The organism is Trinickia dinghuensis (genome assembly GCF_003367175.1).
In the GTDB taxonomy this organism is placed as follows: Bacteria; Pseudomonadota; Gammaproteobacteria; order Burkholderiales; family Burkholderiaceae; genus Trinickia; species Trinickia dinghuensis.
In genome coordinates, this window is the sequence record NZ_QRGA01000006.1 from 168,805 (window position 1) to 193,130 (window position 24,326).

Genomic DNA, 24,326 nt, shown 5'->3' on the forward strand with positions numbered 1-24,326 from the left:
CAGATTAATTAATCGTGTCGTCGATACGCGCGCTCAAGACGGTGGTTGCAGCCTGTGCATGAGCGGCTTCAGCGCCGGGTAAAGATCCGTATAGACGCCGAAACGCTGGGTATACATAGCGTGGCGGCCGGCGTCCGGCCGCGCGCGCTCGACCAGCTTGGCCCATCCGCCCTGCGCAACGTCATGCGACACGAGTTTGGCCCCGATGGCAGCCAGCAGCGCCGCCCCCATCGCTGCTTCGACTTCCTGCTCGATCGTCCAGACCGGGTAGCCGGTGATGTCCGCGATGATTTGCATCCACAATTTGGAATGCGCGGCGCCGCCGACGACGATGAGTCTGTCGTCGAGCGACTGCGCCCCTCGCCGCCCCGCTTCGATGTTGTGCTTTAGGGCGAACGACACCCCTTCGAGCACGGCGCGATAAAGATGAGCGCGCGTATGGACGAGATTGAGTCCGACGAATGCTCCACTCGCCTTGGCGTCCCATATCGGGCTGCGTTCACCCATGAGATAGGGCAGGAACATCACGCCCTCCGAGCCGGCGGGAATCGTTGCGGCGGCGTCTTCCAGCAACCGGTGCGGATCGCCGTGCGGCAGCGCGCGCGCGGCTTCGATTTCCGCTTGGCAGAACTGCTCGCGGTACCAAGTCACGGACGCACCCGCCGTAATCGCCCCCCCGAACACATAGAGGTCACGTCGGCCGTTGAACACGTGGGGCATGCTGACGAGGCCATGCCGCGCATCGACTTGGCTGTTGATGTACCCCCAGCACATGCTGGTGCCGATCATCGCGACATGCTGCCCCGTGCGCGTGGCCCCGGCGGCGAAAGTCGCGACGGCCGCGTCGACGCCGCCCGCGACGACGGGCGTGCCGGCCGACAACCCAAGGCGCTCCGTCCATTGCGACAACAATCCGCCGACGACGTCCGTCGATTCGACGAGCCGCTCCGGCATCATCGTTGCGGGAATGCCGAGCATGTCGAGGGTCGTGTCGGACCAGTCGCGCCGCGCGACGTCGTAGACACCGCCGATATTGCCGGCCGAACTATGATCGACGGCGATCTCGCCGGTGAGCAGGTAGATCACGTACGCGTTGGGCGGCAAGAAGTAGCGCGTGTTGGCCCACACGTCCGGCCGATGCTCGCGCAGCCACAGCATCTTGGTGAAGCCGTAATAGCTGTCGACGCCGTTGCCGGTGATTTCGAGCAGCCGGTCGAGATCGACGCGTTCGCGCACCCAGTCGACTTGCGCGGTCGCGCGGCGGTCCATCCAGATGAGGCACGGATGCAGCGGCCGTATATCGTTATCGACCGGAATCCCCGACCCGCCATACAAGCTGCTCACGCAGATCGCGCGAATCGCCGACGCGTCGATTTCCCGCTCTCTGGCCGACTCGACGCAGCGCACGATGCATTCGAGCACCGCATCGAACCAGACCGACGGCCATTGCTCGGCCCAAAGCGGCTTCGGCGTGTCGGGCTGATAACTCGACGCATGGTGGGCGACGATCTCGCCGTTGCGATCGACGAGCAGTGCCTTGGTACTCTGTGTGCCGATGTCGATACCGATCACGTATTCCATGGGATCTCCACTCCACGAATCACAATTGGACCTGAGGGACCTGAGCCGCTTCGCCAACGTCGAAGATCATAGATCCACGTTGTTCGGCAGGATCACCAGATCGCGTATCGTCACGTTGCGAGGCCGCGTCAACATGAAGAGCACGGCATCGGCAACTTCCACCGGCTGCATCAGGCTGCCGGACGCGAGCGCCTCTTCCATCTTCGCTTTCGGCCAGTCGTCCAGCAACGCCGTGACGACGGGGCCCGGCGCGACGGCGCCGACACGCACCCCATGTTTGGCCACCTGGCGCCGAGTCGTGTGGACGAACGCTTGAACCGCAAACTTGGACGCAGTGTAGATCGGCTCCCAGACGACCGGCACGATGCCGGCGATCGAACTGGTGAAGACGATGTCGCCGGCCTTGCGCGCGACCATGTGCGGCAGCACCGCGTGGACCGATCGGAATGCGGCGTTGATGTTGAGATTGAGCACGCGGTCCCACTCGTCCGGATTGCCGTCGACCACCTCGCCGCCGATGTAAGCGCCGGCGTTGGCGTGAAAGATGTCGAGCCCGCCGGCGAGGCCGAGTATCTTCGGCAGCAGCGCGGAAACCTCCGGCGGCTGCAGCAGATCGACGACGAGCGGCAGCGCATCGGGGCCGAGTTCGGCGCAGCATGCATCGAGCCTCGCCTTGGCGCGATCGATCAAGACAACCCTCGCCCCCTGCCCAATCAATGCGCGCGCGCACTCCAGGCCGATTCCCGATGCCGCGCCGGTGATGGCGGCGACCTTTCCCTTCAACGATTCAGACATTCACTGCTCTCCTAGATTGCAGGGATTACGCGCGGCCGTGCGAAACGCGGGACTGCCGCGCGAGCGAATCGACGATCACCGCGATGGCAAGCACCGCCCCGGTAATCATGAAACGCAAGGACGACGACAGATTCAGCAGCGTGAGGCCGCTGGCGATCGACTGGATCACGATGATCCCCAAGACGGCCGAATACGCGCTGCCGCGGCCGCCGAACAGGCTGGTCCCGCCGATCACGGCCGCGGCGATCGCGTTCAGGTTCACATCGCCGGTGCCGGCCTGCTGACTGGCCGACGCCAGCCGCGCCGCGGTCAGTACGCCGCCGAGCGCGGCGAGACTCGCGCACAGAACAAAGGCACTGGTGTAGATGGCGCCGACCTTGATGCCAGCCCGCCGCGCGGCTTCGCGGTTGCCGCCGACGGCGTTCATCGAACGGCCCCAGCGCGTGCGGGTCAGCGCGTAGTGCATCAGCACGGTCAAGCCGAGGAAGATCCCGAACATCACTGGAACGCCGCGCCCTCGGTTCAGGTAGGCGACGACGATCTCCAGGAACACCGTCAGCGCGCCGGCGCGAACGAGCAGGCCCGCGACCGACTGCGCGGACAGGTTCGCGGCATGGCGACGCGACCGCGTGCGCATGCCCACGAGCAGGATGGCCACGCCTGGCAGCAGCGCGAGCAGATGCGACACGATCGGGGGAATGATCATGAGTTGACCGAGGCTCACGAGTTGCGAGCCGTAGGGCAGATTGATCGACCCCGCGGCACCCAGGACGTAAAGCTGCAACCCGAGAATCGCAAGCAGCCCGGCCAGCGTGGAGACGAAGCTCGGCATCCCGAGCCGATTGAACAGCAGGGCGTATAAGCCGCCCGCCAGCGCGCCGGCGGCGATCGCCACGACAATGGCGAGCCAGACAGGCCAATCGTGATTCACCCAAAGCATGCCGACGAGGGCCGAAGCAAAGCCGCTCATCGAGCCGACCGACAGATCGATCTCCCCGAGCAGCAGCACGCAGACGATACCCAGGGAGATCACCCCGACCGTCGAGCAATCGAACAGCAGGTTCACGAGGTTGTCGGCCGAGAGAAACACCGGGTTCAAGCTCGTGAACACGGTCCAGATGATGATCAGGCCGACGATGACCGGCACCGATCCCAGGTCGCCCGACCGTACTCGATCGATGAAGGCGGCGACGACGTCGCCGATGCTGGCGGCGTGCTTGACCCGGACATCGCTACGGTCAAGGGGCGTGGGGGCGGGTGAGGCCGGGGCCGGTTGCGCTCCATGTTGCGGAGCAGGTGGCGTTCGATGGCTCATGGTCATTCCTTTGTCCGTGCCGCCTGTTCGGCTTGGCGTCGGCCCGCGCGGCGCGACACGGCGTTCTCGGTCGCACCGGTGATCGCCGCGACCAATTCCTGGTTCGAAGAGTCGGGATAGAAGACGCCGTTGTTGCGGCCAAGCCGGAGCACGACGATTCGGTCGGCCACGGCGCGCACGTCCTCCATGTTGTGGCTGATCATGATCACCGCGTGACCGCGGTCGCGCACCCGCTCGATCAAGTTCAGGACTTCCGCCGTCTGGGCCACGCCGAGTGCCGCCGTCGGCTCGTCGAGCATGATCAGCTTCGGGTCGAGCAGCAGCGAACGCGCGATCGCGACGGTTTGGCGCTGCCCGCCCGACAGCGAGGCGACGACGTCGCGCACGTCCGGGATGCGCGCGGAGAGTTCGTTCAGGAGCGTCCACGCCCGGACCTCCATCGAGACCTCGTCGAGCCGCCACGGCGCCATCTCTCGTCCGAGGAAGATGTTCGCCACGACATCGAGGTTTTCGCAGAGCGCGAGATCCTGGAACACGGTGGCGATGCCGAGATCGAGCGCCGTGCCCGGATCGGACAAGGCCACTTCCCTGCCGCCGAAGGTGATCGTGCCGGCGCTCGGCTGGTGGACACCGGCAAGGACTTTCACGAGGGTCGATTTGCCGGCCCCGTTGTCGCCGACCAAGGCGACCACCTCGCCGGCGTGCACGTCCAGTTCGATATCGGTCAGGGCGGAAACCGCCCCGAAGTGCTTCGAGACGCCGCGCAGGCTCAGCACCAACTCGCCGGCCTTTGCGCGCGCCCTTGGATTTTCAGTCATGAGACGGTACCTCTTCGTTTCCGGAGGACCCGGCAGCGCCGGGCTTCTCCGCCATCGCGCCGGATCACCGGATCAGCATCAGTGCGTGATTCCGAGCTTCTTGCAGCCGTCCGCATAACGGCCTGTACACAGCTGCGCGGCCGTGGCAATGCCCTTGTCGACGACTTCCGCCTTGAGGTTCTCCTGCGTGATGACCGCCGGCTTGAAGAGCTGGGTGGGCGTTTTGAAGAGCGTCGTCTCGGCCTTCGGCGTCTGACCCGAGAGGAAGGCGACGGCGACCTTCGCGGCGGCGCCCGCGACGATTTCGCTCGGCTTCAGGATCGTGTTGTATTGATCGCCCGCAATGATCAGTTGCAGCCCCGCGATCGTCGCATCGTTGCCGGTGACGGGCGGCACCGGGTTGACCCCCGCGGCCTTGAAAGCGGCGATCGTCCCGCCGGCCGTCCCGTCGTTGGCCGCTACGACGCCGACGATCTGCGAGCCGAAGCGCGTAATCTGGCCGCTGACCCACTGTTGCGCCTTCGGCGGCGCCCAGTCCGGCGTGTCGTACTCGGAGAGCGTCTTGTACCCGCTACCCTGCAGCCCCTCGTGGATCCCTTTCCGGATGAGCCCGGCGGCGGCGTCGGTCGGCGAGCCGTTGACCTCGAGCACGCCGCCCTTGGCGGTCGACACCCCCGTGGCTTTCATATGTTCGACGAGCGACTGCGCGACTGCCTTGCCGATGCCTTCGTTGTCGAACGAGACGTAGTAGTCGGCCGGCGTCGAAGGCACCGGCCTGTCATAGGCGATCACCTTGATGCCACGGCTCTGCGCCATGTGCACCAGGGACGCGGCGGCCGTCGAGTCCACCGGGTCCAGGACGATGACCTTGGCCCCCTGAGCGATCGCCGAGTTGAACTGTTGCTGCTGCTGCGCAACCTCGGCGTTGGCGTTCTGGTAAAGCAGCTTGCAGTCGGGGCAAAGCTTTTTCATCGCTGCCTCGAAGCCGGGGAAATCGTGCTGTTCGTAACGCGTCGAAGCCTCGTCGGGCATCAGGAAGGCAACCGTTCCGCTGGGCGCGGCAAACGCCGCCGTGCTGCCGAGCAGGCTCAGCGCCAGCGCGCCGGCGCCAATGAGTCGGGTGGGAAATTGGGTCATCGTCTGTCTCCGGTTGTATGAAGCTTTTTGGTTATTGAGGGTGTGTGCAACCCCCGCGCCCGAAACGGCACGGCGGTCTGGGAACGACTGAAACTGAAACGGGAAAGGAACGGCGCTGACGTCAGCCTGGAGGCGCGGCTACCGCGGGACGGGTTGCGTTCTGCGGCCTGCCTGGCAGCGAGACGCCGTCGAAGGCGTCGGCTTCGTCCCCGGCCACGTGAACCGCGACATCACGACTGCGAGCGTTAAGGCGCTGCAGCGATCTGAACTCGGAGGGCGACATGCCCTTCGCCGTGCGAAACTGACGATTGAAGTTCGATACGTTGTTGAACCCGGATTGAAAGCACACTTCGGTGATGCTCGCGTCGTCGGCCAGCAGCATCTGGCAGGCGGATTCGATCCGCAGGCGGTTCACGTATTGCACGAAAGGCATGCCGGTGTGGCGATGGAACGCTCGCGAAAATGCGCTGATGCTCTGTCCCGCGAGTTGAGCCAGGTCCGATTCGCGTAGTTCCGACGTGAGGTTCTTGCCGATATAAGACAGCGCGTGGCTAAGCCGTGTCGAAGCCGCGTTCGGCTGGCTAGCCGCGTGACTCGCGAGCGCCGTGCGCTGCGCGGCGCCGCAAAGCTGCTCGAGCAGCAGCAGGAACAGCGAGGTGCGGCGTATCCCATGCGCGGTCAGCAGTTCTTCGAGGAGGGGCGCGACGGCTACGCCGGTCGCTTCGTCGAACGCGACGCCTCGATGCGCGTCGTCAAGCAGGCTCTGCGCCTCTCGGCATTCCGGGAATGCGTCCATGCAGCGGCGCACGAAGTCTTGACTGAACTGAAGGACGATATTGCGGCGCTCGATCGTTTCGCCCTCCGCGACATCGCTCACCCAGTTGTGCGGCAGGTTCGGACCGACCAGGACGAGATGGCCCGGGCCGAACGAACCGATGTGATCGCCCACGAAATACTTGCCTTGCGTCGCCACGATCAAGTGCAGCTCGAACTCCGGATGGAAGTGCCAGCGGATCGTCCGATAGGGATAACCGTGCGACCAAACCTTGAACGATTCGTCACGTCGTACTTCGACCACCTCAAGATCCGGCCGCATCATGGCTGTCTCCACTTTTCGAAGCTATGGGTTCCGCTCTTCGCTCTTTCGCTCTTTCGCTCTTTCGCTCTTTCGCTCTTTCGCTCTTTCGCGGAACTACGATCGATCGTCGCGTTGACTGAAATTTAGGGCGATCGTCAGCTTGGCTCCACCAACTTTACGCCTATTTTTCGATACTTTTTTGCTCTTCCGGCGGACCAGGGTCACACGGCGGCAAATTTGTGCAATGCGGCACTCGTATTCCCAGTTGGTACTGCCCGCCGCTTTGGCTCGGTTCGAGCCTTTCGGCGATCCCCTACCGGATACGACGCGCGACCTTCATGTGCTGGGCTATACGCGCTCGGCACCCGCCCTGCCTTTCATCGCATCGCGAAGCCTCGGTCCCGAAACGCTCCGTCTGCTTGCGCCGACCTTGGCGGACATCATCGGCTCCCGCCCCGCCCTTGCGGCCAGGCTGCGCCTACGAGGCCTAGTGACGATTTCGTCCGATGCCCACCGGACTATCCTCGATATGGAAGACGAAGCCCTGCGGGCCGGCTATCCCAAGCTTGCCTAAAAGCGCACGATGCGAGGCTCGGTTCGCCCGGTTCGCTCGGTTCGCCCGGTTCGATTGGCGATTTAAATATTCCTTGACGTTCATATAACCTCATGAGTATATTTTGACCCATGGAATCCACATTTGCCGTCATCGCTGAACCGAGCCGCCGCGCCATCCTGAGTCTGCTCGCCGCATCCGAGCGCTCGGTGGGCGACATCGAGCAGGAACTGAACCTCTCGCAGCCCTCGGTTTCGAAGCATTTGCGGGTGCTTCGCGAAGCGGGCTTCGTGGAATCGCGCATCGATGCCCAACGACGCCTCTATCGCATCCGCCCCGAACCGTTGATGGAAATCGACGCCTGGCTCGCCCCGTTCCGTCAGTTCTGGTCCACGCATCTCGACGCACTCGAACGCCATCTCGATGAAACGAATCCCCCACCAAACCGAAGAGGTAAGTAGCCATGAGCAAGCGCGATGAATACAAGCCCGGCGCCGCGGCCGGGGCGGAAGTCCAGAAAGACGGCGATAAATGGACGCTCGTCGTCGTGCGAGAACTGCGCCACTCGCCCGAGAAGGTTTGGGTCGCGCTGACCGATCCGGCCAGCCTGCGCGAATGGGCGCCGTACGATGCCGACGAAAGCCTCGCCGCGGTCGGGCCGGTCAAGCTATCGACGGTCGGCGCCCCGACGCCCACAGTGAGCGATACCTACGTGACACGCGCCGATGCGCCGAGCGTGCTCGAATACCGCTGGGGCAACAACGATATGCGTTGGACGCTCGAGGCGCGCGGCGCCGGCACGCGCCTGACGCTATGGCACAACATCGATCGCGGCTTCATTGCGATGGGCGCGGCGGGCTGGCACATCTGCCTCGACGTACTCGATCGCCTTGTCGGGGACGAACCGATCGGGCGTATCGTCGGCGGTGAAGCGATGAAGTTCGAGTGGCCGCGCTTGAACGAAGAGTACGCCAAGCAATTCGGGATCTAGGCACCCTAAGCCCCCTAGGCGCCGTTGCCCTAACCCACGAAACCAGGCTGAGGTCGAAACATCATGACAAAAACGAGTACGGCCGAAACCAAGCCGGCATCCGAGTTGATCGACGAGCGCATCGACAGTCTCAAGGACTGGCGCGGCGTAACCTTGAGCAGAATGCGCGGGCTCATCAAAGAAGCCGAACCCGGTGTCGTCGAAGAATGGAAATGGATGGGTACGCCCGTTTGGTCGCACGACGGCATCCTCTGCACCGGCGAGTCCTACAAGGCGATCGTCAAGCTGACGTTCATGAAGGGCGCGTCGCTGAAGGACCCGTCGAAGCTCTTCAACTCGAGCCTCGACGGCAACGCGAGGCGCGCCATCGACATCCACGAGGGCGAACAAATCGACGAGAAGGCGTTCAAGGCACTCATCCGCGAGGCCGTCGAACTCAATGCGTCCAGCGCCAAGGCAAAAGCAAAACCGAAAAAGGCCAAGCAGTAGGCGACAAGCAGCGAGGCACCCGCCTATCGCTGCCGGCGTTGCGTATTGCGTGTGCCTCCCGCTCCGACGAGAACAACGATGACCGAACGATCAGCGCAAAAGCAATTCAAACCTCGCAAGGCGCCGAGCCAATCCCGCGCGGAAGAAACCGTGGCATCGATCGTCGAGGCAGCCGCGCAGGTGCTCGAAAGCGAGGGGCTGGAAGGATTCAACACGAATGCGGTCGCGCGCCGCGCCGGCGTGAGCATCGGATCGCTCTATCAATATTTCCCAGGCAAAGACGCGTTGACCGTCGCCCTCATTCAACGCGAAACGAAGCGCTTCTATGACGACATGGCCGTCGCGCTCACCAAGCGCGGCGGCAAGGCCGCACTGGAGTACCTGATCGGCGCCGCGGTAAGACAGCAGTTGCAGCGGCCCATGCTGGCCAAACTGCTCGACATCGAAGAAAGCCGCCCCGGATTGCGCGGCGAGGTCGGCAAGCCTGAATTGGAAAACTTGTTCGCGACCGTCATCCAACGCGCGATACCCAAGCATCCCCATCCCGAAGTCGCGGCGGGCGATTTGTTCGCCATTACCCGAGGCATGGTCGATGCCGCGGGCGAGCGCGGCGAGACCGACATCGAAAATCTGGAGCACCGGCTGCGAGCCGCAGTGTTCGGATACCTGTCCAAGATCGGCAAGGACCAGGCAATAAGCGATAGGCGATAGGCGATACGCAGCGGTCGCATCCGCAAATGCGAGCAACCGCGGCAGGCGAGCCGAGGCCATCGGCCGCCGCAGCCCCTATGCATGAGCATTGCGCCGGCGCCCAGACGGCGCTCGGAATGCGAGTTGTTGAATGTGAGCTTTTACTTATATTCTGAAGTCCTCGAGCGGCACACGGCATCGGGCCGGCGCCACGATATGAGAGATGAACGATGACTGCTTTTACGACAGCGATGAAGCTCAATCACCTGAGCTTTCCTTCGGCCGACGCGGCCACCACGGCCCAATTCTTCGAACGGCAACTGGGTTTCACGGTTGCGGGGACCTGGGACCGATCGTATATCCTCAAACGCCCCGGTTTTGACGTCGTGATCGAACACGTCGGCGACGATATTCCGGAGAATATTCCGCAATGGCCGACGAATTTTCACCTTGGATTCGAATTGCCGAGCCTGCCGGCAGTTCAAGACTTATACGATCGCTTCAAGGCGGAAGGAATCGAGTTGAAGACGGAAATCTTCAATAACGGACGCGGCTCGCGCTTCTTTTGCGCGGAACCGGGTGGAATATTGTTCGAAATCAATACGCGCTCGGATGCCGCCCCCGAATATCGCGGTACGTTCGACAACTGAAACCCCAGCAAAGAAATCCGAACGACCGTGCCGTATCGCTGTTTCGGCAGTGAGGCGTCCGGCACGGGTGCTCTCAGGGCAATCCAGCGCTTCAGAATTCCCACGTTTAGCCGTTATCCATGCAGTTGGCGCGCGCTCGCGCGCAGGCGCCATACCGCCCCGCAATCCTAGACTCGGGCGGCAATGCATGGACACTCAGTCTTTTGACGGCATGGAAAACCCTGGGATCGACAACGAAGACGAATACCGCGTGCCTGTCGGCGAGCTGCATGTCGCCGTCATCCGGTACGACGCGTACGGCCGGCGGCGCTACATGAACCGCGCCGCGACGGACATGATGAGCGTGCTGGTCGACGGCTCGCGGGTCGTCCTCCCCGAAGCGCAATTGCTGTCGCCCCCGACGCTCCAGCGCTATCTCGACGCGGTCGCCGAAGTGGCGTCGACCGGCCTGACGCGCGAGATGGAGTTGACGTTCGACGCACTGCCCGAAGAGCAGCGCGAGCATTACCTCGTGCAGCTCGTGACCGATCCGGTTCGAGACCAGGATTCGGGCGTCCTCGCGCTCTGCTTCAACATCAGCCCGCGCAAGCGCGCCGAGGCCAAGCTGCGCGAGCGCGAATCGTTTCTCGAATCGCTGCTCGATACGATTCCCATTCCTGTTTTCTCCAAGGATAGACAGGGACGCTATCTCCAGCTGAATAAGGCCTTTCAAGAGTTCCTCGGCGTCCCCAAGGAGCATTTCGTCGGCAAGTCCGTGTTCGAGATCAACCCTTACGAACTGGCCAAGGTTTACTTCGTCAAGGACGAGGAGCTGTTCGCGTCCGAAGGGATTCAGCGATACGAATTCAGGGCTCGGAACGCCCAAAAGGAGGACCGCGAGGTGGAGTACACCAAGGCGGTCTTTCACGATGCCGAAGGCAGGCAGGCCGGGATAATCGGCGCGATCATGGACATTACCGAGCGCAAGCGGGCGGAAGCCGAGTTGCGTTCGCAGTACGAAAAGATTCTGCAGCTCAACAAGCGCCTCGAAGACAAAGCGCGCGAACTGTCGGAAGCGCGCGCGCATCTGATGAACGTGCTGCACACCATTCCCGATATGGTTTGGTTGAAGAGCACGAGCGGCGTGTTCACGCTGTGCAATCATGGCGTCGAGCGATTCGTCGGCAAATCGAAAACCGACATCCTGGGCAAAACCGACTACGCGTTCTTCGAAACGGGATTGGCCGACTTTTTCCGCGAACGGGAAAAGGCCGCGATCGACGCGATGCGGATCTGCGTCAACGACGAATGGGTGATCAGCCCCGCGACCGGTGAATCCGTCTTGCTGGAGACACGCCGGCTTCCCGTCTTCGATGCGCAAGGCGAAGTCACGGGCGTGCTGGGCGTGGCACGCGACATCACGGAGCGCCGGCGCTTCGACGAAACGCTGGCCCGACGCGAGCGCGAGTTCCGCACCCTGGTCGAGCACTCGCCCGACACGGTGGCCCGCTACGACAAGAACCTTCGGCGCCTTTACGTCAATCCCACGTTCGCGGGGCTAGCCGCGGGCGGGGTGGAAGCCTTGCTCGGCAAAACGCCGTCGGAGTATCCGGGCGGCCCGAGCACGGTCGTATACGAACACGAGCTTGCCCAAGTATTCATCAGCGGAGCGGATCGGCAATTCGAATTGCGGTGGCTGCCGGCGCACGGCGAGCAACTCTGTCACCTCATTCGATTGACAGCCGAGCTTGGACCCGACGGCACGGTGGAAACCGTCCTCGCGGTGGGGCGCGACATCACCGAGCTGCACGTTTCGCGAGAAAAGATTCATCGGATGGCGTATTTCGATGCGCTGACGGGACTGCCGAATCGGACGTCGTTCAACGAGAAGCTGCGGCGGCTCACGTCCACCGAGGCGCAAGATCGTTTGACGGCCGTGATGATGATCGACATGGATCGCTTCAAGAGCGTCAACGATACGATGGGTCACGCGGTCGGCGACGAGCTGCTGCGAGAAGCGGCTGCCCGCTTGCTGTCGTCCGTGCGCCCCGGCGACACCGTTGCGCGCTTCGGCGGGGACGAGTTCGCCGTTCTGCTTCCCGACGTCGGCAACCGAAGGACGATCGAGCAGATATCGGCCACGATCATCAAGCGGCTCGGAGAGCGTTTCGTGCTGGACGGGAAGGAGGTCTTCATCTCGTGCAGCCTCGGCATCTCGCTCTATCCGATCGACAGCGCCGATGCCGACGACCTCTTGAAGTACGCGGATTCTGCGATGTATTTGGCGAAGCGCTCGGGCCGCCGCGGCTTCCGCTTTTACACGCACGATCTGACGGTCGAGGCCGCGGCCAACCTTCAGCTCGAATCGCAGCTTCGGCGCGCGATCGACCGCGGCGAACTCGAACTGTATTACCAGCCTCAAGTCGCGTTTCGCGATGCCGAAGTGCTGGGGTCCGAAGCGTTGTTGAGATGGCATCGTCCAGGATTCGGCTTCATCTCGCCCGAACAGTTCATTCCGGTGGCCGAGGAAACGGGCTTGATCGCCGAGATCGGCCGGTGGGTGCTGCGCGAAGCCTGCCGGGCCGCGGCGGAATGGAATGGGCGTGGCGGCCCGGTTCATGTGGTCGCCGTGAATCTGTCCGCTCGGCAGTTTCAGTCGCGCGGCCTGGTGCAGATGGTCGAGAAGATCCTTGCCGAAACGGGTTGCCGCCCCGAGTGGCTAGAGTTCGAGATTACCGAGAGCTTGCTGCTCGACGACGACGACACGGTGGCGCATGCGCTCGCCGCGTTCAAGCGCATCGGACTCTCGATCGCGATCGACGATTTCGGCACGGGCTACTCGGCGCTCAGTTATCTGACGCGTTTCCCGATCGATACGCTCAAGATCGACCGGAGCTTCGTGCAGAAGGTGACGACCGATCCCCGCCATGCCGAACTCGTCAAGGCGATCCTGTCGATCTCGCGCTGTCTTGGGCATCGCGTCGTAGCCGAGGGCGTCGAAACGATGGAGCAAGCGGCGTTTCTCAATGTGTACGGTTGCGAGATCGCGCAAGGTTTCCTCTATAGCAGGCCGCTGCCGAAACGGGAGATCCCATCGCTGCCGCGCTATTTGACGCCGCATAGCAAGGTCGATACGCCCGTGGATGCGGAAAGCACGGGGCGCTGACGATCGGCTAATATACGGCCCGCAATTTAACCCCCGATGAGCGGAGCCTCTCAGTGATCGAACCGACCAACGTATTCAAAGACAACCTCTCCCTGCTGCCCTCGATCGATGCCGTCGAGCGCGTCGATCTCGTCGACGAGACGGGTGCCGTCGCGGCAAGCATCGAAAACAAGCCGGGCAAACAAGGCTCGCTGGCGGTGTATCACTACCTGCGGCAAGCGTTCGGCAAGCTCGACGCACAAGCGGCCGAGCACGGCCTCGCGGTATTCGCCGAACATACGGCCGACGCACGGAACCGTCCCGGCGCGCATCCCAACGTCGATCGACTGCTGGAGGTCGTGGCCGGGGGGAAAGCGCTGCGGATCGAGGTGATTCGGAAGGCATAGGCGCCCCTCACCGCGACAACACCTCCAGCCGCACCCCGTTGGTCCGCGGCCCGAACCCGCCGATAGCAATCATCACGGCCACCATGCAGGCCGTGATGCCGGCAAACACCCCCGTCACGCCAAAGTCGCGCAGCAACGACGCGATCACAAACCCCGACAGCATCGCCCCGACTCGGCTCGCGGAATAGACAATGCCGTTGGCGCGGCAACGCACGGCGGTGGGAAACAACTCGGCCTGATAGGCGTGGTAACAAACCGAGATCATCTGCCCCGCGAGACTGATCAGCACACCAAGTACGACAAGCCACACCACGGGGCCGCCCTTCGCAAACAGCAAACCGAATACGATGACGGCAAATGCCGACGAGACGATGAGCCATTTCCGTTCGATACGATCGGCCACGAGCATGCCGAGCACCGGCCCGACCGGCAGCGCGACGGCGATGACGAACGAGTAGAACAGGCTCTTCGTAACCGTGATGCCTTGCCCGATCAACAAGGTCGGGACCCAGTTCGCGAACCCGTAATATCCGATTGCCTGACAGAAATTGAAAACGATCAGCAGTATCAGGCGCGACCGATAAGGCGGACGCCACAATTCAGCCAGCGAAGCACGCCGGTGCGCCGGTAACTCCAGCACCTGCGCCGGTGCTGGCAATTCGCCGCGCAATACCGCTTCGGCATCTCGCTCCATGCCCGACACGATCGCCTCGCTCTGCTCGACGCGGCCATGCGCCGCCAACCAGCGCGGGCTCTCCGGCACGGCCCGACGAACAAACCAAACGAGTACCGCACCCACGGCTCCGACCAGTACTACCCATCGCCACCCCTCCAAACCCAGCATATGCGTGGGCACGAGCCAATATGAAAGAATCGCCGCCACGGGCGCAGCCATGAACATCACAGCCTGGTTGAACGCCATCGCACGGCCGCGCATCGACTGCGGTACGAGTTCCGTGACATAGCTGTCGATCGTCACGATCTCGATGCCGACGCCGATGCCCGTCACGAAGCGCCATAGCACGAGCCCCGCCGACGTGTGCTGGAACGCCATCGCGATCGAGCCGGCCGAATACCAAAGCAACGAAAGCGTGAACACGGAGCGGCGCCCATAGCGGTCCGGCAGCCAACCCAGCGCGAATGTGCCGATGAATAAGCCCGCGAACGTCGCGGCAATGAAACCCGCGATGCCGTTCATGCCGAAAAATGCCGCTGTCGTCGTCTGCAGCAAACCGCTCTTGGCCATGCCCGGTGCGACATAGCCCGTGAAGATCAAATCGTAGACCTCGAAGAAACCTCCGATCGATATCAAAAAGACAAGCCGCCACAGATGCCGCGACACTGGAAGGCGGTCGATGCGAGCCGCGAGTCGAGCGGCCGCGAGCGCATCGTCTTCGATTACCGTCCGCGCAAGCGGCGGCGCACTGCTTTGCAATGTGGGCTGCATGTCTGTCTCCGTAGCGCCCCGCATCTGAGGCGGAATCGCTCATTAATTAGGACTACGATCTATTTCCGATAGACAGCAGCGCGAACCGATATGTCCACGCGGCCGTCAGGAAGTCGCGCTACCTACTCCTTGCCGCCTTCGCTCGCTTTTGCTTTCAACCGCCCCAAGATTTCCTGTGTATGCTCGCCGATCTTGGCGAGCGCGCGCCGCACGCCAGGGCGCCGCCCGCCCATCGAGAGCGGCAGCAATACCGTGTCCGTCGTCCCGCCGTCTTCGGTCGTCATCGGCACGAGCCCCCCGCTCGCTTTCAGATGCGGATCGTCGAGCAACTGCTCGGGCCTGACGATCGGCGCATAAGGAATCCCCGCCGCCTCGAACTTGGGCACGAGATCGTCGACGCGATGGTCTTTCAGAATCTCGGCGAGCATCGGAATCAAATCGGCACGCGTCGCCACTCGCTCCGAGTTGGTGGCAAAGCGAGGATCCGCAGCAAGATCGGCGCGCCCGAGCACGCCGCAAAGCGCGACGAACTGCTTGTCGCTGACCGCGCCGATGAATAGTTGCTCGTCCTGCGCAAGCGTGAAAACGTCGTACACGCTCCAAGCGGAAACGCGCGCCGGCATCGGCGGCAGCGGCTGCTGCGTCATCGCGTATTGCATCATGTGCTGCGAACACAGAAACACGCAGTTTTCGAACAGCGCGCTCTGCACCTCCTGCCCGCGCCCCGTGAGATCGCGTTCGCGCAATGCGGCCAAGATGCCGATCGCGCCGAACATGCCGCCCATGATGTCGTTCACCGATGCGCCCGCGCGCAGCGGACGGCCCACGGGCCCGGTCATATACGCCAGCCCGCCCATCATCTGCACGACTTCGTCGAGCGCGAGCCGCTTGTCGTACGGCCCCGGCAAAAAGCCCTTATGCGAGGCGTACACGAGCCGCGGATAACGCTTGGCCAAGGTCTCGTAATCGAGCCCGAACTCGCGCATGAGCCCAGGCCGGAAGTTCTCGATCACCACGTCGCACTCGCCGATCAGATCGGCCGCCGCTGCCTGCCCAGCGGGCGTCGAGATGTCGATGACGACACTCTTCTTGTTGCGATTGAATGTACGGAAAAAGCCGATCCCGAGCCCCGGCAGCCGGCGCGTCTTGTCGCCGCCGGGCGGCTCGACTTTGATGACCTCGGCTCCGAGGTCGGCGAGGATCATGCCGCACGTCGGCCCCATGACCATATGCGTGAATTCGACGACACGGATGCCGTCGAGAGGAAGCGAGGCAGCCGTGCTCATCGGATATCCGCAGTCGAATCGTTAGGGGAGCGAACGGTAAACGTCTTGGGCAAACCGGCGCGCGACAAGCTGCCGTGCAGCATCTCGTTCGGCAGCCAGCGAACGAGATCGGCTCGCAATGCCAGCAATGCCACGATGTCGAGCCCTGTCTCGATGCCCATCTCGTCGAGCATGAACGCCAGATCTTCCGTCGAGGCGTTGCCGCTTGCCCCTGGCGCGTGCGGACATCCGCCGATGCCGCCCAGCGACGCATCGAACCGCTCGATGCCGGTTTCGAGCGCCGCATGGACGTTGGCCAGCGCCAGCCCGCGCGTATCGTGGAAATGCGCGCATGCAAGCCGATCTCCTGCAATGCGCCGTGCCTTTTCGAACAATTCGCGCACCGCGCCCGGCCCCGCATAGCCGACCGTATCGGCCAATCCGACCTGGTCGGCGCCGGCATCGAGGACGGCCTGCAAGCAGCGCAGCACTTCTTCATGCGGCACCTCGCCCTGGATCGTGCAGCCGAACGCCGTGCTGATGCCCACCTCGATCCGCGTCTTCGATCCGGCTGCGTCGCGCACCGCGCGCATGCGCGCGATTTCGGCCACGACTTCGTCGGGAGTCTTGCGCAGATTCGCGAGACTATGTGCGTGGCTGGCAGAGAGCGGGACGAGCATGGCATGCGCGCCCGTTTCCAAAGCGCGCTCCGCGCCTTTCAAGTTCGGCACGAGCACCGACACCACGAGATCCAGCAGCGTCTTCGCGAACGCGACGACCTCGGCCGTATCGGCCAGTTGCGGCAGCAAGCGAGCCGGAACGTACGAACCGACCTCCATTTCACGCTGGCCGGCCTCATAAGCCCGACGAATCCACTCGCACTTCAACTCGGTAGGCAGAATCGTCTGGATGCTTTGCAAACCGTCGCGCAATCCGACTTCTCGGATGACGGCACGCGATGGGAACGACGTCTTAAGCATAAGCAATGTCTCCTTTGGGTCCGCCGACGGCTTGCGCGCCGGCTCCATGCTTGCTAACTTTAGACATTCCCTACGATCCATCAAGCGTTATTTCGGAACCGGAAACATTCCGAACGGGAAACCCACATGAAACGTACATGCCTCCGCAAACCCCGCCATTTGGAGCCGGACATTCGATGCGCGACATCGACCTGAAGACGCTGCGCCTATTCGTCGCCGTTTGCGAGCACCGCAACATGGCGCGCGCCGCGCAGGAGATGCATATCGAGCCGTCGGCGATCAGCAAGCGCATCGCCCAGTTCGAAAGCGATCTCGGCGTGCCCCTGCTCGTCCGGGCGCGCCGAGGCGTACAACCCACGCCGGCCGGCATCGTGCTGCTCGAACATGCCCGCAACGCCCTGTTCACGATGGAGCGCATCGCCACCGACGTTTCCGGCTTCAAGCGCGGACTCGTGGGCAGCGTGTCGGTGTGCGCTTCGGCATCGGCGATCGCCGAGACACTGCTCGACGACATCGCCACGTTCATGCGGCAGCCCGAGCATGAGAACGTGAAAGTCAGCGTCGAGGAATTGATCTCGCTCGAAATCGTACGCCGAGTGAGAGACGGCGAGACTTCGATCGGCGTGTGCTGGGACACCGTGGATCTTCATGGGCTCACGCATCGGCCCTATCGGGAGGATCACCTCGCGCTGGCGGTACATCCGGGGCATCCGCTCGCGCACCTCGCCTCGGTTTCGCTCGAGCAGACGCTGGACTTCGAACACGTGGGCATGCCGCCGTCCACCGCCGTGCATACGATGCTACGGCGCGCCGCGGGGGCGATCGGACGCGGTGTGTCGTACCGCATGATCGTTTCGACCTTCGACGCAACGTTTCGCGTGGTGGCGGCCAATCTCGGAATCAGCGTCGTACCTGTCGAAGTGGGCCGCACCTACGCGCGGGTCTTCGATATGAAGATCGTGCCGCTAACAGATGAGTGGGCGACGCGGCGCTTCGCGATTTGTTTCAAGGACTACGAAGGATTGCAGCCGGCAGCGAGGCGGCTCGTCGATCATTTGACGATGCGGGCGCGGCAGCCGTAGGCCGCTGCCGCGCATCGCCGTCGCTAGTCGCTGTCTCTCACCCGCTATGTCTGCTGCCGCGCGGCAGCCCCGACGCCGGGCGGCTTCTGGCCGCCCCTCCCCATGCTCTCCAACGAATGCGCATCCCCGCTGCCTTGATTCACATGCGAGTCGAAACCCTGTTTGACGCCTTCGCCGAAACCGGTGCGCGCGGACGCCAATTGCCCGCCGATCCATGAGAACAGATTGTCGGGAAGCGTATGCACGAGGCTGAATGCCGAATTGCAGAGTGTCTGGCACATCCCCGTGTAAAGCACGATGAATCCGATGAGCGTCACGAGCCCCGACGTCGAACCATACTGTGTGTTTTGCACCGCGATGCCGAACATCGTATTGAGCAAACTGCCGAGCACGATGACGCCCGCCCCTGCGAGCAAAAAGCCGAACACCATGACGACAGGGCGCAGCATGACGTTCAACAGGAAGACATAGCCGTGCTGGGTTCGCTGTCCGAGCCCCTCTCCGTCGCCGTCGAGGTGAGTCATCGCCCATAGGGGGGAAGCCACCATCGCCTCGGCCACGACCATGAACCACGACACTACCCCGCCGAACCAGACAATGAACGGCAACATCGGCATATAGACGGACAGCATCACACCGAAGAAAAACAGCGTGACGGCCATCGCCACAATGAGCGGGCCGATCGGACCCGCGGCACTTCCTTGCCCCGCGGGGGGCGTCGTGACAGCGCTGCCCGTCGATGAACCCGCAGAAGTCTTGGCGTTTGAATTGCCGGTGCTCGGGGCAAGACTACCCAGATAATTGTTGAGGTACCCCCCCGTACCATGGATGATCCTGTCGCCCACGCTCTTCATCACGATGAGCGGATTGAGCGGCAAGCCGTTGACCGATTGAGTGGCGCTCGTCATCACATCCTTGATCTGCTCGACGAGATTCGTGCCCGGAAATAATTTCGCGAGGAAATTGATATCCGTCGGCTGCTGCTCGACCATGCGTTGCGTCACGTTTCCCGAGAACAAGTTGGTCGACGTGTCCATCGTAGACGCGGCGGTCGAAGTCGACTCATCCTGTTCGAGCTGCAACTCGTAGCTCGCCATCACGCTCTGATAAAGCTGCGGATAGGGCAGATTGGAAGGATCCGTCCCCGGCACGGGCGCCGGAACCGCATCGGCTAAATCCTCGAGCTGCGAACTCGTCTGCGCGAAGGTTTGATACCAAGATCCCAGCATGATCCAGCCGTCGCGCGCCAACTCCGTCCCGATGTCGCCGGCAACCCCCGTGAGCGAACTCGAAACGGTGGTCACCGCGGCTTGCATTTGGGTTTGATACGCCTGCGCCGCCTGGTCGACAGTGGCTTGCGGGTCCTGCGGCTGAGTTTGATCGTTAACCGCTGTCACATAGGCCTGAGCCGCGCTCGAGAGCGTCGCCTGCATCAAAAAGAGCGCCTGTGCCTGGGCCGCCAAAAGCTGCTGCTGCGCCGAAGCCATATTGGCCGAATAAGCCGACAAGCCGGACCCGGACGACGTGCCCGACGATGTCTGCGTGTTCGCCAGAATCTCGGCGCCCCCGCACGATAGCCCGTTCTGATTCATCAGCACGACTTTCGCGCCCGCCGTGTTCGCGCTGAAGGTCTCGCCGGCGTCAGGGGCATCTTGGCTGTCGAGGCTCGTATCGCCCTCCAAATTCGCGACGGCTTGGTTCGCGGCAGCGGCGCACAGATTCGATACGAACAGACTCTGCGCGATCGCGGTGACCTGCGGTACGACGGGCGTCGCAATCAGCGTCCCGCCGTTCGTCAATACGGCAACGGCGGACGTCATCGAAAGATTCGCGATGCCGACGCCCATCATCGTCGCCCACAACATGATGACTTGCGCGCCGCAATAGCCGCCGAACATCGGCACGAGCCCGGTAAAGCCCAGGCCCATCCGGATGATGAACCAAGGCGACGATTTCTTTTGCCCCAGAAACTCGCCGTCCTGCCCGGTCGCGATCATCGCCGAGCCGAAGTGGTACATCGCCCAGAGCACGCCCACGGCCAGAATGCACGAATTCAGAACGAGGAAAACTTGCGAGATCAGCCCGCTTGACGCCGTACCCGTCGTGGCCGAGCCGCCGGACAGTGGGTTCGAAGCGATTGCCCCGTAAATGAGTTGCAGCGCCGACATCGACTTGTCGGTGCCGTTCGACGCGGCATTCGTGATCGAGCCGATCGATTGCGTCGACGCCGCTTGGGCGAGGGCCGCACCCGAGAGCGCCCACAGCAAGGCGAACGCGGCAAGGCCGCGCACTCGTCGAGCGATTGCCGTCATCTCATTGCTCCGAATGGTTTGGGATCGGCGAACATCAGTTGAACAGACGGGGATTGAGCAAGCGCTTGAGCGCGCCTTTGCTCGCGAAGAACCGTCCATATCCGCCGAGCGGTTCGTCGGGTGCCGCACGCCCCGCTTCGATCTGCCAGATGCGGTGCTCGTACTTGAGCGCGAACAAGCCGCAAAGGCCGACGAACAGCAGCCCGAGGAAAGCACCGAAAACGTTGTGCCCGCCGATGCTGCCGACGACGAAACTCGCCGACACGAAAGCAACGGCCATCGACACTTGCTTTCTGCGTAGACACGAGCGCTCGATCGCCGCAAGCGGCAAAGCGTCGGGGCGGCGCAGCGCCATCGCCTCGTTGAACGTGCGCGAACGCGGGTTGACCCGTTGCGCGGCAAGCTCGCGGTGACGATCCGCGATCGTCCGCATCCCGCCTGCCGCGGCGTCTTTCATCGACGCCATCGCTTTGATCACCGGGTAGCCGGGCACGAGATACAACCCGGCGCGCGCGGCGCGATATTTCGGACGGGGTTTGTCTTCGGGCCGATCGGATTCGCTCATGCCGGCGCCCCCGCCCGCTCGAGGCCGTACTTCACGACGAGTTCGTGCACGACGGTATCGATGATGTTGTCGTCATCGCGTGCGCCTTGCTCCGCCTGTCGGCTTTCCAAATAATTCGCCGCGGTCCCGCTCGGAAACTCTTTGGCAAGAATGCGCCGCGCCACGGCGGGCGACGTGCGCCGATACAAGCGCCGCCGCAAGCCGACGTCCTTCGCCGTCGTTGAGAACGCCCACAGCTCGATCGCACCCGGAGCGTTGTGCAGCACCTGCGTGACGACACCGCTCTTCGTCTGGTGCCACACGAGGAATCTCCCCGCGCCCCGCACGTCGCGCTGCAGCGCGGTCATCGCCGAATTCGACAAGCCGAACATCCGCTGCGCGTCCGCACGAGAATTCGGACTACCGGCGTTCATGATGTATGCGGAGAACGCCGACTCGGTGATCGACTCGCCGTCCGTTTCGAAGTCGGCCATGAACTGGCTCGCGAGCGAAACGCGGATGCCGTGCTTGCGGCCTTCTCGGCGATCGAGCGACAGCAGCCGCCGGAACGATTTCTTACCGGCCGTCCGGTGCACCTCGTCCACGCAGATCGCCTTCATCTCGTCCTTGATGTCCTCGTAGCGCTGGCGGTGCGCCTCGTGATACATCGCCGGGGCAAGCTCGGCGATGCTTTCGGGCAGATAGTATTGGCGCGCGGCGATCTGGCGGGCGAAGACGTACATGATTTCGGCGCGCTTCTCCCCGTCCTCGCCGGCGCCGCGCGTGACTTCTTCCAAGTCGAGCGCGACCACGCGCGATTGCTCGTTCAGCTCGAAGCGCGTATGCGACGCGATGATCGGAAAATCGCGTAAGGCGGACGTGATCACCATCCGCATCGCATCGAGCAGCGTCATGCCGTTGTCGACGCGCGCTTTCGAATCCTCCTTCGGCTCGAACACGCTGCGAATCCGCTCGGCGCCGAACGATTCGATGAGGTCGGCCAGCACCGGCACCGCGAACCGCTGCGCAAGCCGCGCCGCGCGCGCATGGCCCGTTGCGGTCAGGTGATCGGTCACGTCCCACCACGACGTGTATTCGTCGTGCACGTGACCCGTCTTGGCCAGCGCCTCGTCGACGAACGCGTCGATGGTCGGCTCATAGCGCTTTTCCGAGCCGCGCGTCGAGTAGCGTTCGTAGACTTCGTCCACGACCATGCCCGCCAGCTCCGAGGAATTCGCGTACGGCTGCTTCTGTCCAACCGGCGTCGCAAGCGCGGTGAGCAGCGAGATCAGGAACTCGCGATCGAACGCGGTCGGTTTGCGGCAGCCCGGCAACGTATCGAAAGGATTGATCGAAAACTCGCCGGTATTGCGCAAGCGCACGTAGATCGCCTCGTGCTTGCGATCATCCGGCAGCGCGTTCTGAATCAATTCGATCAAGCCGCTCGAACTCACACCGACGTCGATAATCGTGATGAGCGGCAAACGCTTGAGGCCCGGTGAAAGAATCGCGCCGAGATTGAGCGTGTTGAGCCAAACCGATTTGCCGGAGCCCATGACGGCCCAGATCAAATCGATCCACGCGGTTTGAAGCGACGAATTCGGCTGAAACGGGTACACCTTGCCGTCGAGCGTCCGCAGCAGGATCGAGCCGCCCGCGAACCAAGGCGACGCGGCTCGCTGGATCGGCAGCAGGCGCACGAGATCGCTGAGCGGCGGGATCATCCTCGGCGCCACCGACTTATCGGTAAAGCCCGGCACCGTGGAGGCAAGACCTTGCACCGGATCGCCGGTATCCGTGCTGACCTGGGATACGCCCCACCCCTGCAATGCCGCCACGAGGGCGGATAGTCTGTCCTCGCATATTTTCTTGTCCGGGCCCCACGTCGCCGCGGTCAGCCGCAGCGATACGTTGCACTCCCCGTCGCGCTGCGCTTGCTCGAGCGCGTCGAACGATCGCTTGATCGCCTTGTTCGTGCTGCCCATGAAGCCGATGATGCTGACTGCCAAATTCTTCAGCTTCGCCGCTTCGAGTCCGCCCGGTTCGATGGAAAACTTCACGCGCCATGGGATCTCCTTGCCCACGCGATTGAACAGCATCATGAAGTCGTGGATTTCCTGCGGCCCGACTTCCATATAAGCGGAGCCGTGGTATTCGCCGTTGATATAGACGAAGTCGCCCTCGGTGTGGACCTTGCCCGAACACATCTGCTCGGAGAGCTTCGGCAGATAGAGCCCCGATACGGAAGCGTTGCGCGTGGCGCGGGGCGTGTAGCGATCCCCCGGCAAGACGGGCTTCCATTTGTGATCGGTTCTTTGCCGGTCGTAGGACTGCCGGATCGCGCGCACCGCCTCGTGCGTCGACAAACGCTCGACGTGCAGCTTCGCGTGCACGAAGTCTCGCTCCATGGCATCGACGAACGTCTCGTGTCGGCTCAGCAGACCCTTCAAGATCGCCGTGACCGACTGCGCCTCGAGCATCGGCTGCACCTTGTGCTCCTTCATGCGCAGCCGATGCGTTTCCATCTCGCGTTTCAGTTCGTCAGGGGTGAGCGAGGACAGGTGCGTGTACAGGAGCACGTAGCACGACTCGTGCGAACAAAGCGAGGCGACGCGTTCGCATCGGTCGTCGAGCATGTCCTTCAGATCGAGGCCGATGCGCTCGCACGTATCGTATGACGGCTGCATGAGCGTCTTGACCTTGTGCCGGATCATCTCCGGATCGCGTTCGAACGACAATTCGACCGAGTGCCCGGCTTTTTGGAAGTACGAGGTCAGCGCACGCCGGAGGTCGTCGGTAATCTGCTCGAATTCGACCTCGCCCACCACGTCCATCGAGCCCGTCAATTCGAACACGGTCAGCATCGCGCATTGACGCGTGATCAAAATGTACGGGCGTGCCCCTTTCGGATCGATCGCGGCCATTTGCCTAGCGCGCGGATCGTCGAAATCGAGGCCGATCGCCGTCTCGAGTTGGCAATAGGAAGGTAAATCCGCTCCCAAAGCGTGGCTCGAGATCCAGGCAATCAACGCCTCGACATTCTCGAGAAGCGCATTTATTACGCTCAT

At 63.0% G+C, this 24,326-nt stretch carries 21 protein-coding genes; 9 read left to right on the forward strand and 12 right to left on the reverse strand.

The features are described from left to right. Nucleotides 1–33: 33 nt before the first annotated feature. From DWV00_RS10585 to DWV00_RS10610, 6 genes are all read right to left on the reverse strand, one after another. Nucleotides 34–1,581, reverse strand: coding sequence for an FGGY-family carbohydrate kinase (locus tag DWV00_RS10585; RefSeq protein ID WP_115533528.1), 1,548 nt, complete (start codon nucleotides 1,579–1,581; stop codon nucleotides 34–36). A gap of 66 nt (nucleotides 1,582–1,647) precedes the next feature. Continuing rightward, on the reverse strand, nucleotides 1,648–2,376 hold the full coding sequence (locus DWV00_RS10590; protein WP_115533529.1) for an SDR family oxidoreductase: 729 nt from the start codon (nucleotides 2,374–2,376) through the stop codon (nucleotides 1,648–1,650). Between the two features lie 25 nt (nucleotides 2,377–2,401). Further along, the gene (locus DWV00_RS10595) at nucleotides 2,402–3,691 is read right to left on the reverse strand and encodes a sugar ABC transporter permease (RefSeq protein WP_115533530.1); all 1,290 of its coding nucleotides are present in this window, start codon (nucleotides 3,689–3,691) and stop codon (nucleotides 2,402–2,404) included. Nucleotides 3,692–3,693: 2 nt separating this feature from the next. Next, nucleotides 3,694–4,509, reverse strand: a complete 816-nt coding sequence (locus DWV00_RS10600; RefSeq protein WP_115533531.1) for an ATP-binding cassette domain-containing protein — start codon at nucleotides 4,507–4,509, stop codon at nucleotides 3,694–3,696. Nucleotides 4,510–4,587: 78 nt separating this feature from the next. Next, nucleotides 4,588–5,646 (reverse strand): ABC transporter substrate-binding protein, encoded by a 1,059-nt coding sequence (locus tag DWV00_RS10605; protein ID WP_115533532.1) that lies wholly within the window; start codon nucleotides 5,644–5,646, stop codon nucleotides 4,588–4,590. A gap of 121 nt (nucleotides 5,647–5,767) precedes the next feature. Then, nucleotides 5,768–6,745, reverse strand: a complete 978-nt coding sequence (locus DWV00_RS10610; protein ID WP_115533533.1) for an AraC family transcriptional regulator — start codon at nucleotides 6,743–6,745, stop codon at nucleotides 5,768–5,770. Nucleotides 6,746–6,968: 223 nt separating this feature from the next. On the opposite strand from DWV00_RS10610, the gene DWV00_RS10615 reads away from it, so the two are divergent. The 8 genes from DWV00_RS10615 to DWV00_RS10650 all read left to right on the forward strand — a co-directional run bounded on the left by DWV00_RS10615 (nucleotide 6,969) and on the right by DWV00_RS10650 (nucleotide 13,628). After that, a complete protein-coding gene (locus DWV00_RS10615) occupies nucleotides 6,969–7,298 on the forward strand; it encodes a hypothetical protein (protein WP_147297869.1) in 330 nt (109 codons plus the stop codon). A gap of 110 nt (nucleotides 7,299–7,408) precedes the next feature. Beyond that, nucleotides 7,409–7,738: an ArsR/SmtB family transcription factor gene (locus DWV00_RS10620; protein WP_115533535.1), complete on the forward strand. Its 330-nt coding sequence runs from the start codon at nucleotides 7,409–7,411 to the stop codon at nucleotides 7,736–7,738. A gap of 2 nt (nucleotides 7,739–7,740) precedes the next feature. Then, entirely contained in the window at nucleotides 7,741–8,268 is a 528-nt protein-coding gene (locus DWV00_RS10625; protein WP_115533536.1) for an SRPBCC family protein, read from the forward strand. A gap of 63 nt (nucleotides 8,269–8,331) precedes the next feature. Beyond that, on the forward strand, nucleotides 8,332–8,757 hold the full coding sequence (locus DWV00_RS10630; protein ID WP_115533537.1) for a DUF1801 domain-containing protein: 426 nt from the start codon (nucleotides 8,332–8,334) through the stop codon (nucleotides 8,755–8,757). Between the two features lie 78 nt (nucleotides 8,758–8,835). Next, nucleotides 8,836–9,468, forward strand: a complete 633-nt coding sequence (locus DWV00_RS10635; protein ID WP_115533538.1) for a TetR/AcrR family transcriptional regulator — start codon at nucleotides 8,836–8,838, stop codon at nucleotides 9,466–9,468. A gap of 209 nt (nucleotides 9,469–9,677) precedes the next feature. Beyond that, complete coding sequence (locus DWV00_RS10640; protein ID WP_245964820.1) at nucleotides 9,678–10,097, forward strand: VOC family protein; 420 nt, start codon at nucleotides 9,678–9,680, stop codon at nucleotides 10,095–10,097. A gap of 187 nt (nucleotides 10,098–10,284) precedes the next feature. Further along, nucleotides 10,285–13,242: a bifunctional diguanylate cyclase/phosphodiesterase gene (locus DWV00_RS10645; protein ID WP_181885421.1), complete on the forward strand. Its 2,958-nt coding sequence runs from the start codon at nucleotides 10,285–10,287 to the stop codon at nucleotides 13,240–13,242. Between the two features lie 53 nt (nucleotides 13,243–13,295). Next, nucleotides 13,296–13,628: a DUF2322 family protein gene (locus DWV00_RS10650; protein ID WP_115533541.1), complete on the forward strand. Its 333-nt coding sequence runs from the start codon at nucleotides 13,296–13,298 to the stop codon at nucleotides 13,626–13,628. A gap of 7 nt (nucleotides 13,629–13,635) precedes the next feature. Here DWV00_RS10650 and DWV00_RS10655 read toward each other — a convergent pair whose 3' ends face one another. From DWV00_RS10655 to DWV00_RS10665, 3 genes are all read right to left on the reverse strand, one after another. After that, nucleotides 13,636–15,075 (reverse strand): MFS transporter, encoded by a 1,440-nt coding sequence (locus tag DWV00_RS10655; protein ID WP_115533542.1) that lies wholly within the window; start codon nucleotides 15,073–15,075, stop codon nucleotides 13,636–13,638. Nucleotides 15,076–15,197: 122 nt separating this feature from the next. Beyond that, nucleotides 15,198–16,361: a CaiB/BaiF CoA transferase family protein gene (locus DWV00_RS10660; protein WP_115533543.1), complete on the reverse strand. Its 1,164-nt coding sequence runs from the start codon at nucleotides 16,359–16,361 to the stop codon at nucleotides 15,198–15,200. Beyond that, nucleotides 16,358–17,320: a hydroxymethylglutaryl-CoA lyase gene (locus DWV00_RS10665; RefSeq protein ID WP_115533881.1), complete on the reverse strand. Its 963-nt coding sequence runs from the start codon at nucleotides 17,318–17,320 to the stop codon at nucleotides 16,358–16,360. The genes DWV00_RS10660 and DWV00_RS10665 overlap by 4 nt, the downstream gene beginning before the upstream one ends. A 176-nt stretch (nucleotides 17,321–17,496) precedes the next feature. Here DWV00_RS10665 and DWV00_RS10670 point away from each other — a divergent pair, with 176 nt between their 5' ends. Further along, nucleotides 17,497–18,402 carry a LysR family transcriptional regulator gene (locus DWV00_RS10670; protein ID WP_115533544.1) on the forward strand — a complete coding sequence of 302 codons (906 nt, stop codon included), beginning with the start codon at nucleotides 17,497–17,499 and terminating at the stop codon, nucleotides 18,400–18,402. Between the two features lie 44 nt (nucleotides 18,403–18,446). On the opposite strand, the gene DWV00_RS10675 is transcribed toward DWV00_RS10670, so the two are convergent. From DWV00_RS10675 to DWV00_RS10685, 3 genes are read right to left on the reverse strand one after another with little or no spacing between them, the layout of a single operon-like run. Next, nucleotides 18,447–20,714, reverse strand: coding sequence for a DotA/TraY family protein (locus DWV00_RS10675; protein ID WP_245964821.1), 2,268 nt, complete (start codon nucleotides 20,712–20,714; stop codon nucleotides 18,447–18,449). Between the two features lie 34 nt (nucleotides 20,715–20,748). Then, nucleotides 20,749–21,279, reverse strand: a complete 531-nt coding sequence (locus tag DWV00_RS10680; protein WP_115533545.1) for a hypothetical protein — start codon at nucleotides 21,277–21,279, stop codon at nucleotides 20,749–20,751. Then, nucleotides 21,276–24,326 (reverse strand): calponin homology domain-containing protein, encoded by a 3,051-nt coding sequence (locus tag DWV00_RS10685; RefSeq protein ID WP_115533546.1) that lies wholly within the window; start codon nucleotides 24,324–24,326, stop codon nucleotides 21,276–21,278. Before DWV00_RS10685 ends, DWV00_RS10680 begins: the two co-directional genes overlap by 4 nt.

Excerpts from the sequence above, each read along its gene's own strand:
- DWV00_RS10635 (WP_115533538.1), top strand. The coding sequence starts at position 8,836 with ATGACCGAACGATCAGCGCAAAAGCAATTCAAACCTCGCAAGGCGCCG.
- DWV00_RS10675 (WP_245964821.1), bottom strand. The coding sequence starts at position 20,714 with ATGACGGCAATCGCTCGACGAGTGCGCGGCCTTGCCGCGTTCGCCTTG.
- DWV00_RS10585 (WP_115533528.1), bottom strand. The coding sequence starts at position 1,581 with ATGGAATACGTGATCGGTATCGACATCGGCACACAGAGTACCAAGGCA.
- DWV00_RS10655 (WP_115533542.1), bottom strand. The coding sequence starts at position 15,075 with ATGCAGCCCACATTGCAAAGCAGTGCGCCGCCGCTTGCGCGGACGGTA.
- DWV00_RS10645 (WP_181885421.1), top strand. The coding sequence starts at position 10,285 with ATGGACACTCAGTCTTTTGACGGCATGGAAAACCCTGGGATCGACAAC.
- DWV00_RS10670 (WP_115533544.1), top strand. The coding sequence starts at position 17,497 with ATGCGCGACATCGACCTGAAGACGCTGCGCCTATTCGTCGCCGTTTGC.
- DWV00_RS10605 (WP_115533532.1), bottom strand. The coding sequence starts at position 5,646 with ATGACCCAATTTCCCACCCGACTCATTGGCGCCGGCGCGCTGGCGCTG.
- DWV00_RS10595 (WP_115533530.1), bottom strand. The coding sequence starts at position 3,691 with ATGAGCCATCGAACGCCACCTGCTCCGCAACATGGAGCGCAACCGGCC.
- DWV00_RS10600 (WP_115533531.1), bottom strand. The coding sequence starts at position 4,509 with ATGACTGAAAATCCAAGGGCGCGCGCAAAGGCCGGCGAGTTGGTGCTG.
- DWV00_RS10680 (WP_115533545.1), bottom strand. The coding sequence starts at position 21,279 with ATGAGCGAATCCGATCGGCCCGAAGACAAACCCCGTCCGAAATATCGC.
- DWV00_RS10610 (WP_115533533.1), bottom strand. The coding sequence starts at position 6,745 with ATGATGCGGCCGGATCTTGAGGTGGTCGAAGTACGACGTGACGAATCG.
- DWV00_RS10625 (WP_115533536.1), top strand. The coding sequence starts at position 7,741 with ATGAGCAAGCGCGATGAATACAAGCCCGGCGCCGCGGCCGGGGCGGAA.
- DWV00_RS10630 (WP_115533537.1), top strand. The coding sequence starts at position 8,332 with ATGACAAAAACGAGTACGGCCGAAACCAAGCCGGCATCCGAGTTGATC.
- DWV00_RS10665 (WP_115533881.1), bottom strand. The coding sequence starts at position 17,320 with ATGCTTAAGACGTCGTTCCCATCGCGTGCCGTCATCCGAGAAGTCGGA.
- DWV00_RS10590 (WP_115533529.1), bottom strand. The coding sequence starts at position 2,376 with ATGTCTGAATCGTTGAAGGGAAAGGTCGCCGCCATCACCGGCGCGGCA.
- DWV00_RS10685 (WP_115533546.1), bottom strand. The coding sequence starts at position 24,326 with ATGAGCGTAATAAATGCGCTTCTCGAGAATGTCGAGGCGTTGATTGCC.
- DWV00_RS10620 (WP_115533535.1), top strand. The coding sequence starts at position 7,409 with ATGGAATCCACATTTGCCGTCATCGCTGAACCGAGCCGCCGCGCCATC.
- DWV00_RS10660 (WP_115533543.1), bottom strand. The coding sequence starts at position 16,361 with ATGAGCACGGCTGCCTCGCTTCCTCTCGACGGCATCCGTGTCGTCGAA.
- DWV00_RS10640 (WP_245964820.1), top strand. The coding sequence starts at position 9,678 with ATGACTGCTTTTACGACAGCGATGAAGCTCAATCACCTGAGCTTTCCT.
- DWV00_RS10615 (WP_147297869.1), top strand. The coding sequence starts at position 6,969 with ATGCGGCACTCGTATTCCCAGTTGGTACTGCCCGCCGCTTTGGCTCGG.